The sequence below is a fragment of the Streptomyces sp. CA-294286 genome (assembly GCF_050947155.1).
GTDB lineage: Bacteria > Actinomycetota > Actinomycetes > Streptomycetales > Streptomycetaceae > Streptomyces.
The window spans coordinates 1091429-1106784 of sequence record NZ_CP192004.1 but is presented as its reverse complement, the minus strand read 5'-3'; the positions used below and the strand labels follow the sequence as shown (position 1 = coordinate 1106784).

At 67.8% G+C, this 15356-nt stretch carries 16 protein-coding genes and 3 pseudogenes; 7 read left to right on the top strand and 12 right to left on the bottom strand.

Going from position 1 to position 15356, the window contains the following annotated elements:
* Nucleotides 1-103: 103 nt before the first annotated feature.
* Nucleotides 104-697, bottom strand: coding sequence for a hypothetical protein (locus ACQPZG_RS04865; protein ID WP_433544504.1), 594 nt, complete (start codon nt 695-697; stop codon nt 104-106).
* A gap of 363 nt (nt 698-1060) precedes the next feature.
* Between ACQPZG_RS04865 and ACQPZG_RS04860 the strand changes: the two genes are divergently transcribed.
* Entirely contained in the window at nt 1061-1576 is a 516-nt protein-coding gene (locus ACQPZG_RS04860; RefSeq protein ID WP_433544503.1) for an SMI1/KNR4 family protein, read from the top strand.
* Nucleotides 1577-2097: 521 nt separating this feature from the next.
* On the opposite strand, the gene ACQPZG_RS04855 is transcribed toward ACQPZG_RS04860, so the two are convergent.
* From ACQPZG_RS04855 to ACQPZG_RS04845, 3 genes are all read right to left on the bottom strand, one after another.
* A complete protein-coding gene (locus ACQPZG_RS04855) occupies nt 2098-2844 on the bottom strand; it encodes a phosphotransferase family protein (RefSeq protein WP_433544648.1) in 747 nt (248 codons plus the stop codon).
* Between the two features lie 221 nt (nt 2845-3065).
* A complete protein-coding gene (locus ACQPZG_RS04850; protein ID WP_433544502.1) occupies nt 3066-3458 on the bottom strand; it encodes a VOC family protein in 393 nt (130 codons plus the stop codon).
* Entirely contained in the window at nt 3455-3757 is a 303-nt protein-coding gene (locus tag ACQPZG_RS04845; RefSeq protein ID WP_433544501.1) for an ArsR/SmtB family transcription factor, read from the bottom strand. Before ACQPZG_RS04845 ends, ACQPZG_RS04850 begins: the two co-directional genes overlap by 4 nt.
* Before the next feature lie 458 nt (nt 3758-4215).
* Here ACQPZG_RS04845 and ACQPZG_RS04840 point away from each other — a divergent pair, with 458 nt between their 5' ends.
* Nucleotides 4216-4731, top strand: coding sequence for a winged helix-turn-helix domain-containing protein (locus tag ACQPZG_RS04840; RefSeq protein ID WP_433544500.1), 516 nt, complete (start codon nt 4216-4218; stop codon nt 4729-4731).
* Between the two features lie 106 nt (nt 4732-4837).
* Here the strand turns inward: ACQPZG_RS04840 and ACQPZG_RS04835 are convergent.
* The 3 genes and pseudogenes from ACQPZG_RS04835 to ACQPZG_RS04825 form a co-directional block, all read right to left on the bottom strand.
* Nucleotides 4838-5058 (bottom strand): annotated as a pseudogene (locus tag ACQPZG_RS04835) (transposase); the annotation flags it as partial.
* A gap of 227 nt (nt 5059-5285) precedes the next feature.
* Nucleotides 5286-5954, bottom strand: coding sequence for a maleylpyruvate isomerase family mycothiol-dependent enzyme (locus ACQPZG_RS04830; RefSeq protein WP_433544499.1), 669 nt, complete (start codon nt 5952-5954; stop codon nt 5286-5288).
* Nucleotides 5955-6161: 207 nt separating this feature from the next.
* Nucleotides 6162-6338 (bottom strand): annotated as a pseudogene (locus ACQPZG_RS04825) (LacI family transcriptional regulator); the annotation flags it as partial.
* A gap of 73 nt (nt 6339-6411) precedes the next feature.
* Here ACQPZG_RS04825 and ACQPZG_RS04820 point away from each other — a divergent pair.
* The gene (locus ACQPZG_RS04820; protein WP_433544647.1) at nt 6412-6903 is read left to right on the top strand and encodes an N-acetyltransferase family protein; all 492 of its coding nucleotides are present in this window, start codon (nt 6412-6414) and stop codon (nt 6901-6903) included.
* A gap of 225 nt (nt 6904-7128) precedes the next feature.
* On the opposite strand, the gene ACQPZG_RS04815 is transcribed toward ACQPZG_RS04820, so the two are convergent.
* The 3 genes from ACQPZG_RS04815 to ACQPZG_RS04805 all read right to left on the bottom strand — a co-directional run bounded on the left by ACQPZG_RS04815 (nt 7129) and on the right by ACQPZG_RS04805 (nt 8993).
* Entirely contained in the window at nt 7129-7353 is a 225-nt protein-coding gene (locus ACQPZG_RS04815; RefSeq protein ID WP_433544498.1) for a hypothetical protein, read from the bottom strand.
* Nucleotides 7354-7541: 188 nt separating this feature from the next.
* The gene (locus ACQPZG_RS04810; protein WP_433544497.1) at nt 7542-8162 is read right to left on the bottom strand and encodes a hypothetical protein; all 621 of its coding nucleotides are present in this window, start codon (nt 8160-8162) and stop codon (nt 7542-7544) included.
* A 303-nt stretch (nt 8163-8465) separates the two neighbouring features.
* The gene (locus ACQPZG_RS04805; RefSeq protein WP_433544496.1) at nt 8466-8993 is read right to left on the bottom strand and encodes a hypothetical protein; all 528 of its coding nucleotides are present in this window, start codon (nt 8991-8993) and stop codon (nt 8466-8468) included.
* Nucleotides 8994-9005: 12 nt separating this feature from the next.
* Between ACQPZG_RS04805 and ACQPZG_RS04800 the strand changes: the two genes are divergently transcribed.
* Nucleotides 9006-9494, top strand: a complete 489-nt coding sequence (locus ACQPZG_RS04800; protein ID WP_433544495.1) for an alpha/beta hydrolase — start codon at nt 9006-9008, stop codon at nt 9492-9494.
* Nucleotides 9495-9787: 293 nt separating this feature from the next.
* Nucleotides 9788-10357, top strand: coding sequence for an EF-hand domain-containing protein (locus ACQPZG_RS04795; protein WP_433544494.1), 570 nt, complete (start codon nt 9788-9790; stop codon nt 10355-10357).
* A 393-nt stretch (nt 10358-10750) separates the two neighbouring features.
* Here the strand turns inward: ACQPZG_RS04795 and ACQPZG_RS04790 are convergent, their stop codons facing one another.
* Nucleotides 10751-11167 carry a hypothetical protein gene (locus ACQPZG_RS04790; RefSeq protein WP_433544493.1) on the bottom strand — a complete coding sequence of 139 codons (417 nt, stop codon included), beginning with the start codon at nt 11165-11167 and terminating at the stop codon, nt 10751-10753.
* Nucleotides 11168-11789: 622 nt separating this feature from the next.
* Between ACQPZG_RS04790 and ACQPZG_RS04785 the strand changes: the two are divergent.
* Together ACQPZG_RS04785 and ACQPZG_RS04780 are read left to right on the top strand one after the other, a co-directional pair.
* Nucleotides 11790-11894, top strand: a pseudogene (locus ACQPZG_RS04785) (IS5/IS1182 family transposase); the annotation flags it as partial.
* A 466-nt stretch (nt 11895-12360) separates the two neighbouring features.
* The gene (locus ACQPZG_RS04780) at nt 12361-13809 is read left to right on the top strand and encodes an alanine/glycine:cation symporter family protein (protein ID WP_433544492.1); all 1449 of its coding nucleotides are present in this window, start codon (nt 12361-12363) and stop codon (nt 13807-13809) included.
* A gap of 611 nt (nt 13810-14420) precedes the next feature.
* Here ACQPZG_RS04780 and ACQPZG_RS04775 read toward each other — a convergent pair.
* Nucleotides 14421-14726, bottom strand: a complete 306-nt coding sequence (locus ACQPZG_RS04775; RefSeq protein ID WP_433544491.1) for a hypothetical protein — start codon at nt 14724-14726, stop codon at nt 14421-14423.
* Nucleotides 14727-15356: the final 630 nt, after the last annotated feature.

Sequence of the window (15356 nt, the reverse complement as noted above, 5' to 3'; positions counted from 1 at the left end):
TGGTGCGGTTCAGAGGGCGAAGCCCACGTGGGTGACGTACTCGTGGCTTCCACAGTCGGAACCGATGTCGCCGATCACGTCGTCCCAGTCGGTGGCCAACAGGTCAGGGCTGGGCGGGTGCGGTGCCGAAGAGCGGGGTGAAAGGGTCGCCTTCATGTCCGAGGACAAGACAGGATGCGGCCTCCGGTCCCTGGGTGAGCTCGGTGAGTCGGGCCAGGGCCGTCGCCTCGGACGGCAGGCCGGCCGGGTCGAGCCCCAGTGCCTGGGCGGCACGGTCGCGCCGCTGATCGAGGTCGGGCAGATTGTGCCGGTAGTCGCCGGCGACAGTCCGGAGTTCGTCGGCCGTCCGCCGGGGAGCGTCCCGCCACCACGGTGCCACGAGACACAGCCGCACCAGTTCCGGCAGCCCGAGAGCGATCAGGCCGGCCTCGCCCTCCAGGCTCACGTACACCACCGGGCGTTCCTCACCCCCCTCCCCGGCGAAGCAGAACGCGTCCCCTGAGCCTGCCCGCGCGAACTGCTCCAGCCTGGCCCCGGAGGCGAGCCGAACCCCGTCCTCCAGCTCATACGGGGTCGGGTCCGTCGCGTCGAGATCCGCGACTCCAGCGAAGAACGCGACGACCCCCTCGTCAGTACCCAGAAGGGGCAGCAACGCTCCCGATTGGTCAGGGCTGGCCGGCGCGTTCGATCGGTTCACCCGGCCACCGTATCTCCGGCCGCTGTCAGCAGCGAGGCAGACCGGAACAGCCCGGACGGGCGTCGCCTCTGCGCTGACCTGCGGTTCGGCCGCCGGTACAACTCCGCACCAGCTGATGGCCGTGCTCGGGCGCGAGGTACTCCGCGGTTTTCCCTCCCCGATCGACGTGCTGATCGACACGACACTGCCCAACTTGCCTGTGCACAGCCTCATCTTCGGGCTGGCAGCCGACACGGTCTTCGGGTTCAGCTCCCTGCTGGAGTCACCCGTAGAAAACGACTCCGCTGCGCCGCGGCCGTCGGTCACCCGGGCAACGTTCCACTCGCAGGGCTCCTCGATGTCAGACCGGGCTCGTACCCTGTGGTGCCACCCCGCCCACGGGGGGCACGTGAAGAGGGCCTGGGGCGCGAGCTTCCCTCGGAGATCCGTGAACTGCTACGGGGGCACAACGGCAGTGGCGTCTTCACCCTCCCGCCCTACTACGGCATCCTCAACACGGCCGCGATCTTGAGTGAGTGGGAGTCAAGAGTCCACATCTACGGTCAGGGCGAGTGGGTGACGTACTTCCCTCCTTACGTGCCTTTCGCGAGCGACGGGGGCGGAGGCGTGCTGTATCTGGACGCCAGCGATCCCGCTGATCCACGCGTACGTGATCACGACAAGCAAGGCGGGTCCGTCAGCGTCAGTTCCCACCCGATGTGGCAGTCGGTCACCTCACTCCTGCACCACACGGCGGAGTCGCTGGAGAGCGGTGAGCCCACCGACAGATACCTCCGCCCCACCGAGCGAAGCGACTTCCTGCAATGGCGCTTCGTCGGAGAACCGGAATCGCCCAAGGAGCGAAGAATCGGCAAGTACGGGGTGCCGATCGACGAATAGACCGTCTCCGGTACAGCTCACGTCGCACCGTGGCCGTCCTCCGAGGACGCGAGGCGCTGCATGCGGGAGGGGCGTACGTGTAATCGACCAGCACGGCGGCATGGGCCGCGAAGCACATACTGGTGGACGCACGGAGCCCTGCGGACGTCGCACTGCGTCACCGCGAGCCGCTCCACGTGCTGCGTTCTGGCATCGGTGCCGCCCACAGCGACGATGCCAGGCCGCCCGGAGCCCCGCCTTCGTACGCACACGCGCGGCCCATGGTCGGGGAGGCGGTGGCGGACGGCACTCGCTCTCGACGCGACGACCCCCAGAACCGGGTATCGGCATCGACCTCCGTCAGGTCATCGCCACGGGGCATCATCGGTCCGGAAGAACCGCCGCAGCACCCGGTGGATCACCTGCCGGTGTTGTCGCCAAGGCCGCCCCCGCACTTCACCAGGAGTGAGGCGGGCGACCGCCCGAGGGGACGACCGGCTCGATGCGTCAGAACGGATACGCAGCAGTCGTACCCGTCGGCCTCACAGTCGGGATTTCAGCACATCGACCTCGCAGCCCGGTGCGAACGGGTCGAAGCCGTGCTCGATCAGCCAGCGAACTGCCAGCAGGCTCCGCGATGACCACCAGGCGCGGATCACGCCGAGGTCGACGTCGGTGCCGTAGCCGGCGAGGACGTCGTCGAGGTGCTCCTCATGTCCGAGCGTGAAGGTGGCGAGGTCGTACAGAGCATCGCCCCGGCCCGCCTCCGACCAGTCGATGATGCCGGTCACCTCGTCGCCGTCGACGAAGACATGCGCGATCTGCAGGTCGCCGTGCGTGAACGCCGGAGTCCACGGGCGCAGCGCCGCCCCGGCGACCCGGCGGTTGCGGGTCACCAAATCCACGGGCAGGAGACCGTTCGTCACGAGCAACCCGCATTCGGCGTCGAGCTCCGCCGCCAACGCGACGGTGCTCCGACCGGCCAGGCCGGGCCTGGGCGGCAGCGGTGCTTCGTGCAGCTTCCGGATGGCGGCACCCGCCGCCGCCCACGCCGCCGACGATCCGGTTGACGGCCCGCCGAGGCGCCCGAGCGTCTGGCCCGGCAGTGCGGCGATCGCCAGCACGGGCGGCTTGCGCCACAGGACCTTCGGGGTCGGGACCGGCGCGAGGGACATCGCCTCGATTTCGATGTCCGTACGCGCCTGATCGGCGTCCACCTTCAGGAACACGTCGCCAACGCGCAGGGTCGCGCGTTCGGAATGGGCGACGACGACTTCGACCTCATCCATGGGCGACCAGTATCCCGCAACGCACGGGGTGTCGGTGGTCACGAGGACGCCGCGCCGAAGCGCGAACGGCGCGGGCTCCGGCGGGAATTCGATGCGTTCGCGGCCTCGCGGCGTCCACCGTCGCCCCCGTCGCTGTCGCGGTTCACGCCTGCCCGCACCGTTCCACCAGTTCCCCCGGCACGAGTGGTGCGGTGTCTCCGCCGTGCGACCGCCAGTGCGGTCTACTGGGGTTCGGTGGCGATCTGGATCAGGTTGCCGCAGGTGTCGTCGAGGACGGCGGTGGTGACGGGTCCCATGTCCACGGGTTCCTGGGTGAAGCGGACGCCGAGTTCTCGCAGGCGCTGGTACTCGGCTCGCACGTCGTCGACGGCGAACTGGGCGAGCGGGATGCCGTCGCGGACGAGTGCGTCGCGGTAGGGCCGGACCGCCGGATGCCCGGCGGGCTCCAGGAGGAGCTCGGTGCCGCCGGTTTCGTCGGGCGAGACGACGGTCAGCCACCGGTCCTCGCCGCCCACCGGGACGTCGCGCTTCTTCACGAAGCCGAGGATCTCGGTGTAGAAGTGCTCGGCCTTGGTCTGGTCGTCGACGAAGACGCTGGTCAGGTGGATTCTCATGGTGTGCTCTCCTTCGTCTCGGGGGCGCCGGGCAGGGGCCATCGCTCGGCGATCTGCCGGAGCGGGGCGGTGTTCAGATCATGGAACTTGTAGCGGCCCTCCCGTCTGGTCTCGACGAGCCCGGCGGCCTCCAGTACGGCAAGGTGCTGGGAAACCCCCTGACGCGAGAGGCTGAGACGGTGCCTCGTGCTCAGCCGTCCGCAGAGTTCGAACAGTGTCTGTCCGGACTTCTCCGTCAGCTCGTCGAGGATGGTGCGGCGGGTCGGGTCGGCCAGTGCTTTGAACAGATCGTCGGCCACCAGCCCAGCATAGGCAAGTAATGACTTGCCCATCAAGTCGAGGCGGGGTGCGCGTCTCGGGCATCGACGCGCGGAGCGGAACGAGCACAGCGCCCCTCCCCGTGGCGTGGTCGTCGTCCTCGGCCCTCGGAGCTCCTCTGTCGCCCCCGGTCTCCGGGCCCGCAGCGAGAGCGTTGCTCTGCGGGCCCGCTGCTGTCCGCGCGAGGCCGCGTATGCGGTCCACGCCCGCGAGGGGGCGTACCGGACCGGGCGATAGACAGCGCTTCGTCGTCGGTGGCCGAGGGAGGTCCGCACGGCACGATCCAGCCATAGAACCTCACCTTCCGGAAGTTACTTTCCGATCCCCGTCGGTCACCGGTAGTGTCGATCGGGCATAGGACGGACAACACCCGCCACTTGCGGTCGCGGAGCGGCGTGTTCGCGAGGCACCGCGGTCCCGAGAGAGGATGCGGCTTCTCGTGAGCATCGCCCGTACGCCCGGTCACGGCTTCTCCCAGGGGACGGGGTTCCCCGAATTGCGCCGGGAGGAAGGCCCGCCGGCCCCGTGGCGCGAGCTGGCTCATGCCTCGTGGTTCGCACTCCCGCCCTCCGCGCTCCCGGCCCCGCCGGGCAGGCCCGCTCTGGCGGGATACCTCGTTCTCGTACCTACGGACGCGGAGGCCCCGGGCACTCCCCCGGCCCCGGCTCTCGCGCAGCAGATCCAGGTGAACACCGACTCCCGCACCGTCACGGTGGCCGGACACCGACTGCACCTCACCCGGCTTGAATTCGATCTGTTCGCGCATCTCGTCGCCCACCCTCGGCGGGTGCACACCCGCGAGATGCTGTACGCCGCGCTGTGGCCCTCCCCCGTCTCCGCCGACCACCGGACCATCGACGTCCACATCGCGCGCCTTCGGCGGAAGCTCGGCTCCTCGTACCGCAAGGCGATAGAAACGGTGCGGGGCGTCGGCTACCGCTACGTCGCGTGCTGAACCGCATCGGCTTCCGGCGGAGGGATGGCGCCCCCACGAACGGATTCCTCGGTGGCCGGTCACGTCAGCGAGGTCGACGGCAGTCGTGATCTCCGCCCTTCCCGGAGGCGGAAGGGAAAATGGCGCATGTAAGCCGGAGGTTGCCGCCGCGGGGTGCGTGTGCGCCGCGGGTCGCGATCTCGGACTGCCTGGTGGCGGAGGCGAGGCCGGCGCAGGAGGCGAGGTGGGGGGCGGTGGGGAGAGGCTGGTGCCGTCGCCGACGGTGGTCAGCAGGACGGCGGCGGCCCTGACTCCGACCCCGGGCACCAAGGTCACGACCTGGGAAAGAGCCCGAACCCCCACCGCCACCTTCGCTGCATGAAAACCCAACAGACCCGGCACCACGCGCTAGACGAAAGACAAGAGGAACCCCCCAACTCACTGACCCTGCCCAGCACTTGCCCCCGCAGTGCCGGGCGTCGTCAACGCGCTCGCCGGAGTGGACCCACTGAACCCCGTCAGTCACTCGCCACAGAACGGCCTGAAGCCTTGCAGAAGGGGGCTGAACACCCCTCTCAGCTTGTTCTTCCACCTGCGCGCAGACGGGCGCGCAGGACTGCCGCACCCTCCCCCTCAAGGTCCTGGCAGGCCTCAGTGCGGCCTGCCATCGCCATGACCAGAGAAAGGGTCGGCCCCCGGAGCAAATCCCCCGAGCCGGTGGTGAACGGTCCGTCCGTGGCCTCGACCCGCAGGCCCGCGACGGCAGTGTTGCTCGCGACGGTGAAATCGCGGCCGGCGAAGAACCGGGCCACGGCGGTCGTCGTGGCCACCGGGGGCGTCCGCACAAGACCCAACGGCCGACGGATGTCCTCGCTGTGGACGACCATCTCGCCCAGCCAGGCCGCAGTATGTCCTGTCGGCCCGGCAGGCCCGGCGACAACTTCGCGAAATCGCCGCAGGGTCTCTTCAGGTGTAGCACCGCGGTGCTCTGCGAGTCGTCGGTCGTTGTGCAGATCCGGGTCGAACCGAGCGGCCAGCATGCTCAGCAGCCAGCGCCACATCCTCGTGCTGGCACCTGCCGTCAGATGCGCTACGACCTCCTCCACGGTCCAGCGTTCACACAGTGATGACTTCGCCCACTGGGCCTCGCTGAGCCCGGTGAGGTCTTGAGCAAGCGCGGACCGCTCGACGTGGATCGCCCTTTCCAGAGCTTTCCGGTCTTCCAGAACGTGTGGTTCAGCCATAGGGAAGCCTCCAGAGATCAGGTGTCCTCCATCTGACTCCTCGCGCCGCCCAAACTCATCGACTGCACCCGCGTGCGAGCCCCATTCGATCTTGCGTGTCCTCGCTTCGCCTGAACCGGGCCGTGTTCAGGCCGGGGTTTCGGCCCACGCCTCGTGCGGTGATGATCGCCGTATGGGGCGCAAGTTCCTTCGCCACCCGAGCCTCCGACACGCCTCTGCTCGGCCTTGGGTTCCCCTGCCCCGTACGTGCGCGCCGGGCCACGGGTCCGCGAGCACGGGAACAGACCGAGACTCCTGCGGCGCCCTCTTCGGCCACCAACCGGAGACTGCGGGCGTGAACGGCCGCGTGGCGAAGTCGTTCCGTCGCCAGTGCGCGGTCTGGTCGACAGCACGTCACCGGAAATGACCGGCGAGAGTGCCACACACTCGCCACACACTCTTGGTTAATCTCATGCAGATGGAGATCCGAACGTTCAAGGAGTCTGACTGGCCGCAGGTCTGGCCGGTCGTCGAGCAGATCATCCGCAAAGGGGACACCTTCTGCTATGACCCGCTGCAAACGGAGGAGCAGGCGCACGACTTGTGGGTGGTGCCACCGCCAGGGCACGTCGTGGTGGCCGTGGAGGACCAGCGCGTACTCGGCACCTCCAACATGTATGCCAACCGGCCAGGCCCGGGTTCGCACATTGCCAGCGGAAACTTCATGGTCGCGCCAGAAGCTCGCGGTCGGGGTGTCGGACAAGCATTGGGCGAGTATCTGCTGGACTGGGCGCGAAGCAGCGGATTCGCCGGTGTGCAGTTCAACGCTGTCGCGGCCTCCAACGCACCTGCGGTCAAGCTGTACGAGCGTCTCGGGTTCGCCATGATCGGCACCGTTCCCGGCGCGTTCCGGCATCCGACACTGGGTCCGGTCGGCTTGCATGTCATGTACCACAACCTGGGCTCGTGACTACCCTTCCGAGTCGTCCGCATGTACCGCCAGGCCGTAGGCGTCGGCATAGGATCACATCGACAACGACACCTGCGCCGTCCAGCAACCGGGCGAAGTAGCACGGGGTGTGCCCGCGCTCCCGCTCTCAGGTCCATCCAAACAAGGCGCAAGCGTTGGGAGGCCAGCGCGGCAACAACGGGGTCGAAGTCCAGCACCATCCCCGCGCCCCTCTCCACCCACGACTCATAGCCCACGTAGGTCTGCAAGGTCGACGCCCAGTATTCGCCGGTGAAGCTCTCCCGCCCCCTTGAACGAGGCGAACGGCCGTACCAGCGACGCCATTTCGAAGGGCACTGCCCACCAGCTCGCCAACGGATCGGACCTCTCGACGCCGTCGGCATCGACGAACCCGACCTCGACGCCCGAGGCGTACTCCCCGGCGACGACCACCGCTGCGGGCCTGTCCATTAACACCCCTCTGCCCTGCCGGGATCGTCCCCGCCCCTGCGAGAGTGGAGCACCTTGTGGACCGCCGTGGCGGAGAGCCGCATACCGTCACGCGAAAGGGTGACAACCTGCCACACACAATCTGGTCGAAGCAGGCCAGCAGAGGTTCGCCCGGGCCCGGAGGGTGAGCGCTCCGACCCCTGAGGCACTTACGTCTGGCTGGAGAGAGGAGTTCGAAGCTCCACGCGGAGTCGAACCGAGGTGTCGATGGGGAGTCCCGTCCTGGAGTAGCGAAGCTCTTTCGAGTAGTTCAAGATGAGGTCGAGATCCCGCAACTGCCGCTGCAATTCAGAGGCCAGAGCTTCGTCCGAATCAGGGACGAGCTCGGCTACTTCTTGCTCGGCGAGGTACTCCAGATGTTGAACAGCAGCTTCCACCGCCCGGCGGCTGGTCCAATGGGCGAAGTCGTAGCAGCCGAACAGATAGACGTGCGCGGCATCCAACGTCGCAGTTACGGCAGCCTCGTCCGCATCATCGGGCCCGTCCTGGCCGTCGTTGTGGCAGTACTCGCTGAGCATGTACTCGGCGACACCACGCTTCACCGCTGAGAAGGCAGTCGTGTCACCGAGGACGCCTTCCCACACAGAGTTCAACAGAGGACGAAGGCCCACGGTGAACGGTGCCTGCTCGTTCTCGGGCAGCGCCTCGTGCCGCCTCATGAGCCGTTCCGCAACGCCAGCAGTGAACACGCCACGTTCGTTGGCCGACGCTGCCTTCAGCCGCTCCTCCACCACTACCGAAAGCTCTTGCCACCTGTCCATACGAACCATCCCCGAAGTTGTGAAACCGGCATGCTCACGCCAGCAACCGCGATCATCGCATTCACCAGGGACAACGCATCAAGCACGGATTCTTGGCACGAGTGAGGGATCCAGCTGACGCGGCTGCCCCGCCCACGGACCAGGTCAACTGAGGCGCCGAGCGAATCGGGCCGGGTCAGCTGAGACAGGGGCCAGATCGCTTGAGACGGGACACATGCACTCCGGCACCAGACCGGCAACCCACCGTGTCCGCTGGCATTGAACGTGAGCCGTTTGCCGGCGAAGTCGGACGGCCTCAGGAATTCCTCCCCTTCACTCGACAGCCTCCGGGGAAAGCGGAAAGGCGTCACGCAGGCGTGGCAGGGCCGCCGTCACGACGGCACGGACGTCCGCCTCGCGCAACGGGGCGGAGAACAGCGCCGAACTGAACGAGAAGCCCTCGACCAGGGCGAACAGCAGGAGCGCCTCACGGTGGAGGGCCTCCTCGTCGACCGAGCGGTCGGCCAGCGCATCGCGCAGCAGCGAGAGGAACAGCGCCGCGCCTGCTAGGGAGGTAGCCGCGACGTCGGCCGCGAGCTTGGCGTCCGTGCGCGCCAGGACACGGTATTCGACGAGAGCGATGTTCTCCCGGCGCTCCTGCTCAGTGGTCGGAGCGGCGAATGCGGTCACATCCACGATCCGTGCGACCGGGTCGTCGGACGTCGTCGCGGCGCGGCGCGCGGCGCGCGGCGTGAGGACGCCCCACGTGAAGCACATGACCTCACGGAGGGTGTCGCCGAAGTAGTGCCGGATGCTCCCGATGGCCAGGCCGGTGCGCGCGGAGATCCGGGCGAGGGTCACCGAACGGATCCCGTGCGCGGCGATCTCACCCTGCGCGACGCCTTCTACGCCCGCACGGCGGACGGCGCCTGCGGCCATGACTTCGACACGAACATCGCTGTGCGCTGCATGGACTCACCCCGTCCGACGCCGGAGGAACAGACCGCGCTCGCGCGCAAGATCGGGAAGGTCGCCCCGATGTTCGACATCGACGTGTTCACGACGGGCAACTACCACAGCGAATGCGAGGCGTGGCCCGCGCCGCCGACACGCGACGAACCCTGGCTCGCCGATGTCCAAGGCCTCCCCGAGACGCTCGTCGTGTCCGTCACCGGCGATCCTGCGACACCGCACGAGGGCGGCATCGCGATGGCTCAGGCTCTCGGCGGGAGCCTGCTCACAGTCGACGGCAAGCAGCACGGCGCCTACCTCCTCGGCGGCAGCAAGTGCGTCGACGACGTGGTCGATGAATATCTCCTCCACCTCGAAATCCCGCCCGCCGACGCCCGTGGCAGCCCGTGACAGGCGCTGCTCGGCCCTGGTGACGTGAAGACGCAGCCGTACTCCACCGCCTGGCCGTACCTCCCCGCCCCGCCAGCTGACTTTCCGTCCACGGCCACTTCGGCAGGGGCCGGGCGTGCGCGGTGTGCCCCGCCGACGGCGAAACACCGAAGCTCGGCCTGTCGCCTCCTTTCACTCGTAGGTGTATGACATGCGGAAGCCGCCCCAGCACTTCATGCGGTACGTACCGTCGAGGGGACAGGCGCTTTGCTGATGCCCTGTCACTTGTGTTCGGTTACCCATAAGGAGCGGCAATGCCCGGTCAGGACTTCCTCACCGCAAAGATCGAACAGGGCTTCGATCACCTCGACGCGAACGGCAGCGGCATCCTCACCAAGGACGACCACGTGGAGATGGGACGCCGGGTGGCGACCTCGCTCGGCCACGCCGAGGGCTCCCCGCAGGAGACGCAGATCATCGACGCCTACACCGCCATCTGGCGGGACGTACATGCGCCTTTCGTCCCGGCCGGGGCCCAGGGCATCTCCAAGAGCCAGTTCATCGCCTCGACCCGCACGCTGGCAGACGACTTCGAAGCCGCCGGGGCAGCCCTCGGAACGCTCGCCGAAACATACCTGGCCATCGCCGACATCGACCAGGACGGCCAGATCAGCCCCGACGAGTTCCTCGCCTTCCAGCGCGGGCACTTCCCTCAGCTGACCGAGGCGATGGCGGCCGAGGCATTCAGCCACCTCGACATCGACGGTGACGGAATGCTGTCACCCGCCGAATTCACCAACGCCGTCATCGAGTTCTGGTCCAGCACGGACCCCCACGCCACAGGCAACTGGTGGATGGGACGCCACCCGTCCCCACAAGGCTGAACCAGCCACGCCGGCTTCCCGCAGATGCCACATCGGGTCCCCCGGGCAGAGCCCTGCTGACACTGCGGGGCACCCACAGCTGACACTGCGGGGCACCCACCACGGCGCACAGATCGGCAGCGGCCCTTGTGCGACGACGACCGTGGCCTTGGGCACGCCTGCGCCCGTGAACCTCATCGCCCGCTGGCACTGCCGTCGGACAGGGAGGCACACCAGCGGGGATCGGCATGCGGAGGGAGGCACCGCTGCAGCACCTTGCCAGGTGTCTCCCCCTCGGTCTGCCCGGAACGAAGTCATCACCATGCCCGCAGCACTTCTTGCTCGGGGATCACCCCCACCTCGGAGCGGGCCAACGCCCCCGGGCCATGACGCACGGTCGAGGCGGAGGGTGTGTCAGGCGGTGGCGATACCGGCGAGGGAACTCTGGAGCCGACGGACCGCTTCCTCAGCGTCCGTGTACTGCTCGGAGGTGGGCGGCTCGGTGCCGAAGGTGGAGCCGGCATCGGCGGGCATGGCGCGCCAGTGCAGGACCGGGCTGAGGGCGGTGGCGGCAGCGCCGAGGAACCAGGCCAGGCGTCCATGAACATGGGCCAGGGCGATGGCCACAGCAGCGAGTGCTTCCCGCAGGTGTTTCAGCCGGTCGACCCCGGCCAGTGCCTGCTGATACTGCGGGGCGCCCACAACGTCCCGCAGATCAGTAGCCGCTTTTGCCGCGACAGCGCGGTCTGCGTCCGTCACGAGCCACACGTGCTGGCGTATCTGCCGTTCGGCTTCTTCCACCAGTTCTTCGACGGCCGTCAGAATGTCCACCCGGTCATTTTATGCTCACCAGAGGTGAAGCGCCGGTGAAGCTTGCGGATGCCCGGCTCGTCAGTACGCGAAGTGGGCTTCCGCCGCGAAGTCCGTACTCCGGAACACCGTTTGGGTCATCAACCCGCCCCTCATGCCTGGTAAGGCACCGACGGCCTGGTCGCTGTCGCGGGGAACGGAGCCGGCCCGCTGGGGGCGTGCGTGAGATCTTGCTCTTCATGACTGCGCCCCCAGGCGGATTGCCCCTTCACCGAGTCCGACCAGACCGGAGGGTGCCGCGTTCTGTCAGCGCGTGCGAAGCGATGGTTCTTGGCTGCGATCTGCACGAAGGACCTGCCGTCCTTTTCACGCTGAGAGGTTGATCGTCGCCCCGGCGGTGGTGTGGTCGGCGCGATCCGCCTTCGTACGGAGTGCTTGACGATCTGGTGACGGGCGCGATCGCCGGGTGGGCGGTGCTGGGTAGTGTGCTGGGCCCTCGTCAGGTCCGGTCGCCGGGGAGTGGTCCAGAAGCCCTGACGGAAGTGCGTCGTGGTGCAGCTGTCAGCCTGGTTGCTCGTTGGTCTGTCCGCGGGCCAGGCGGAGTCTCCTCCGTGGATCGTTTCGGACGGACTGTGCCTGCGCTCTGATCGAGCCGTTGCTCCCGGCCCCGGGACCGAAGCTGAAACCCGGTCGACCGCGAGTGCCGGACAGTCGGGGCGGCATCCTCTTCGTGCTGCATACCGGCATCCAGCCACGGGAGATCGTGCGCATCCGCACCACCACCGCGGACGTCGCCACCGTACTCGTCCCCACCGCCGCCAGCCGCAGCGGCGACCGTGCCGACACCACCAGGAGCAGGGCGCCCACGGCGCCGAGCACTACGGGCGACGGGCGACGGGCGACGGCAGCATCACCGCGGACACGGACCCGCCACCCGGGCCCACCTGCGGGAAGCGAGAGGTCCTCCTCCCGGCCGTCATCGGCCTCGACGACGGGGTCCGCGGCCGGCGATTTCCCGCACTTATCGGTCTTGTGTGAGATAGACCACTTTGGGGGGTCATAGGCAGAGGCGGTCACCCCGGCCTACAGTCCTGTCGTTTGCGGAGTATTCAACTCCGCGTCGTCCGGCCCCACCCTCCGCTCCGTACACGACCTGTACGCGCATGCGGAGACCGGGCCGATTCCCCGACTCACAAGGAACCGGGAACATCCGCATGGGCACGTTGGAAAACTGGGTCGTCGAGCTCAATGACGTCTTCTGGACATACCTGCTGATTCCGCTGGTCGCCGTCGCCGGCGTCTGGTTCACGCTGCGCTCCAAGGTCGTGCAGATCCGCCTGATCCCGGAAATGTTCCGGGTCTTCAGGGACAAACCGGAGTCCGGCGTCAGCCCCTTCGGCGCCTTCACCATCTCCGCCGCCGCGCGGATCGGCACCGGCAACATCGCCGGTGTGGCCACCGCGATCACCATGGGCGGCCCCGGAGCCGTCTTCTGGATGTGGATGATGGCCCTGGTCGGCGGCGCCTCGGCGTTCGTCGAGTCGGTCCTGGCCCAGCTGTACAAGGTGCGCGACACCGAGCCCGGTACGTACCGAGGCGGACCGGCCTACTACATGCAGAAGGCGCTCGGAATGCGCTGGCTCGGCGTGGTCTTCGCCGTTCTGATCACGCTGACGTTCGGGTTCGTGCTGACCGCGGTGCAGTCCAACACGATCACGGTGGCCACGAAGGGCTCCTTCGGCTCCGACGCCTCCTGGTTCAATCCCGTCCTCGGCGTCGTGCTCGCCGTGCTGCTCGCGCTCGCGGTGTTCTTCGGCGTGAAGCGCCTGACGGCCGTCACCAAGGTCATCATCCCGGCGATGGCCGCGCTCTACCTGCTGACCGGCCTGGTCATCGTGCTCCTCAACCTCGGCAACGTGCCGGGCATACTCGGCGACATCATCGGCGGCGCCTTCGGCTTCCGCGAGGTCGCGGGCGGTGCCGTGGGTACGGCGATCCTGCAGGGCGTGCGGCGCGGCATGTTCTCCAACGAGGCGGGCATGGGCTCCGCCCCGAACGCCGCCGCGGCCGCGGAGACCACGCACCCGGTCAAGCAGGGCCTGGTCCAGACCCTCGGCGTCTACTTCGACACCCTGGTCATCTGCACCATGACCGCCTTCGTGATCCTCTCCGCCAACCCGACCCTCGGTCAGCGCGGCGGCGCGGACGTCACGCAGGCCGCCTTCACGGGCGCGCTCGGCGACTGGGCCGGTCACCTGCTGACCCTGGTGGTCTTCATGGTCGCCTTCAGCTCCATGATCGGCAACTACTACTACGGCGAGTCCAACATCCAGTTCATCACCCGCAGCAAGACCGTGATGAGCACATACCGTGCGATGGTCATCGCCTGCGCCGTCCTCGGCGCGATCGGCTCCGTCCCGCTGGTCTGGAGCCTGGCGGACGTCACGATGGGCGCGATGGCCCTGGTCAACCTGATCGCGATCATCCCCCTCAGCGCGGTCGCCTTCCGTCTCCTCGACGACTATCTGGCCCAGCGCAGCCAGGGCCTCGACCCGGTCTTCCGCAAGGACCGGGTTCCGGGCCTGCGCGGCGAGGTGGAATGCTGGGGCCCGTCGGACCAGGACACCACACCGCAGGAGCGGGCGCCGGTCCGCTCGCTCTGAGACGGACGCGCCCTCGCGCGACCGTACGCATCGAAGGGCGGCATCCCGGGAGGGGTGCCGCCCTCGGGCTTTTCGAGTCCGGACCGCGAGCCCCGGGTGCCGCGACGAGCCGAGGCGCGAAGGCATCACGGCGCACAGCGGCAGCGCGGGCGGCCGCCACCACCGCGTCCACGGCGACATCCACTGACCCCACACCCACATCGACCAGGCCGTCGCCGCGTTCGAAGCCGCCCGCGCCGAGGCCGAACAGCACAAGGCCACGGACGAGCGCGCCATCACCCAGTCCCGGCACTCGTCGAGGTCGATGCCCGCGGCGGCCGGTGCTCCCACACGTACGCGAGCGCCGGACTGGCAGGGTCGCGCACGAACCGGGCACGTCTTCTCCCACATGAAGTGCTGGAAATCCTGCGCGATTGCCGACTCAAAGGCGACGGCGCCCACCCGCCGTGCTCGGCATCGTCTACCCGCACCACCTCACCCTCGCCGGATAGGCAACGGGCGGCACCATGGCCGACCTTGCCCTGACCCGACCCAAGACCAGTGACGGGACAAGTCTTACAACGCCTTGTCTGCGCCACCGCATGATCACCAGGACTTGGATCGATCCGGACTCAGAGAGTACGGTCGCGTCGGTCTACTACGGCTGCGCCGATAATGACGGCGAAGCTGCACAGGATCAGTAGCGGCCCGATGATGATGCGAGGCACGAGAAACTCGCTGTCGGAGATACCTAGCTTGGACAGGAGCGCAGGGGAAAGCGCGCTGATCAGCAGCAACATCCCGGCTACGCCTCGCATCCGAGAAGCACGCTCGCTCGCACTCTTTCGCAACCATGAAGGCGCCCTGCCGAACAGGAGAGCCAGCGACGGGGGAAGCAGCACAACCACCCAGGCTGCTATCCAGATCCAGTTGAACATGATGCGAACACCTTCTCAAATAGGGCTGGCGACTTGATATTTCATTGCACATTGGCAGGGATCTGGGCATTTGGGGCTGCAAGGCCGGTACCTCGCTGCCTCGACTGCGCGACGAGCTAAAAGGCTGTCCCGCAACTTGGGAGCCCGCCTACTGACGTCCGGTTCGATCCGCTTGCCGGGACCGGTGAGGTCGCGCTTCGGGGCGCGATGAGACAAGCCGATCCGTCTGTGGTGGCCTACTGCCCCTCTTCCCGAATCGCGGGAAAACGCTGAGCGAATGCCGAGCACCGGCGTGAGTAGTAGGACGAACCACGACTGCGGAACGATCCTTATGCTCCAGGAACGGTTCCCAGCCGGTTCGTGTGGACTCGATGAGCATGTCGGTGGCCGACAGCACGTCCCTCGTACCGGGCGATCGCATCCTCGTCCCCCTCCATGACCGGCGAGCGGCACGGCCGGCGACGCGCTCTTCGCCCCTGTCGCCTCCAGCCCCTTCTGCTCTTCCTCCGTCAGCGTCGACATCCTGCCACGGTGACAGGTACTCGTACTTCGAGTCGGCGGCCCCGTCCGTCTGAACCCATGGAACTCGTGTCGTGCATGCCTTCTCGCAACTGATACGCGGTCCCCCCG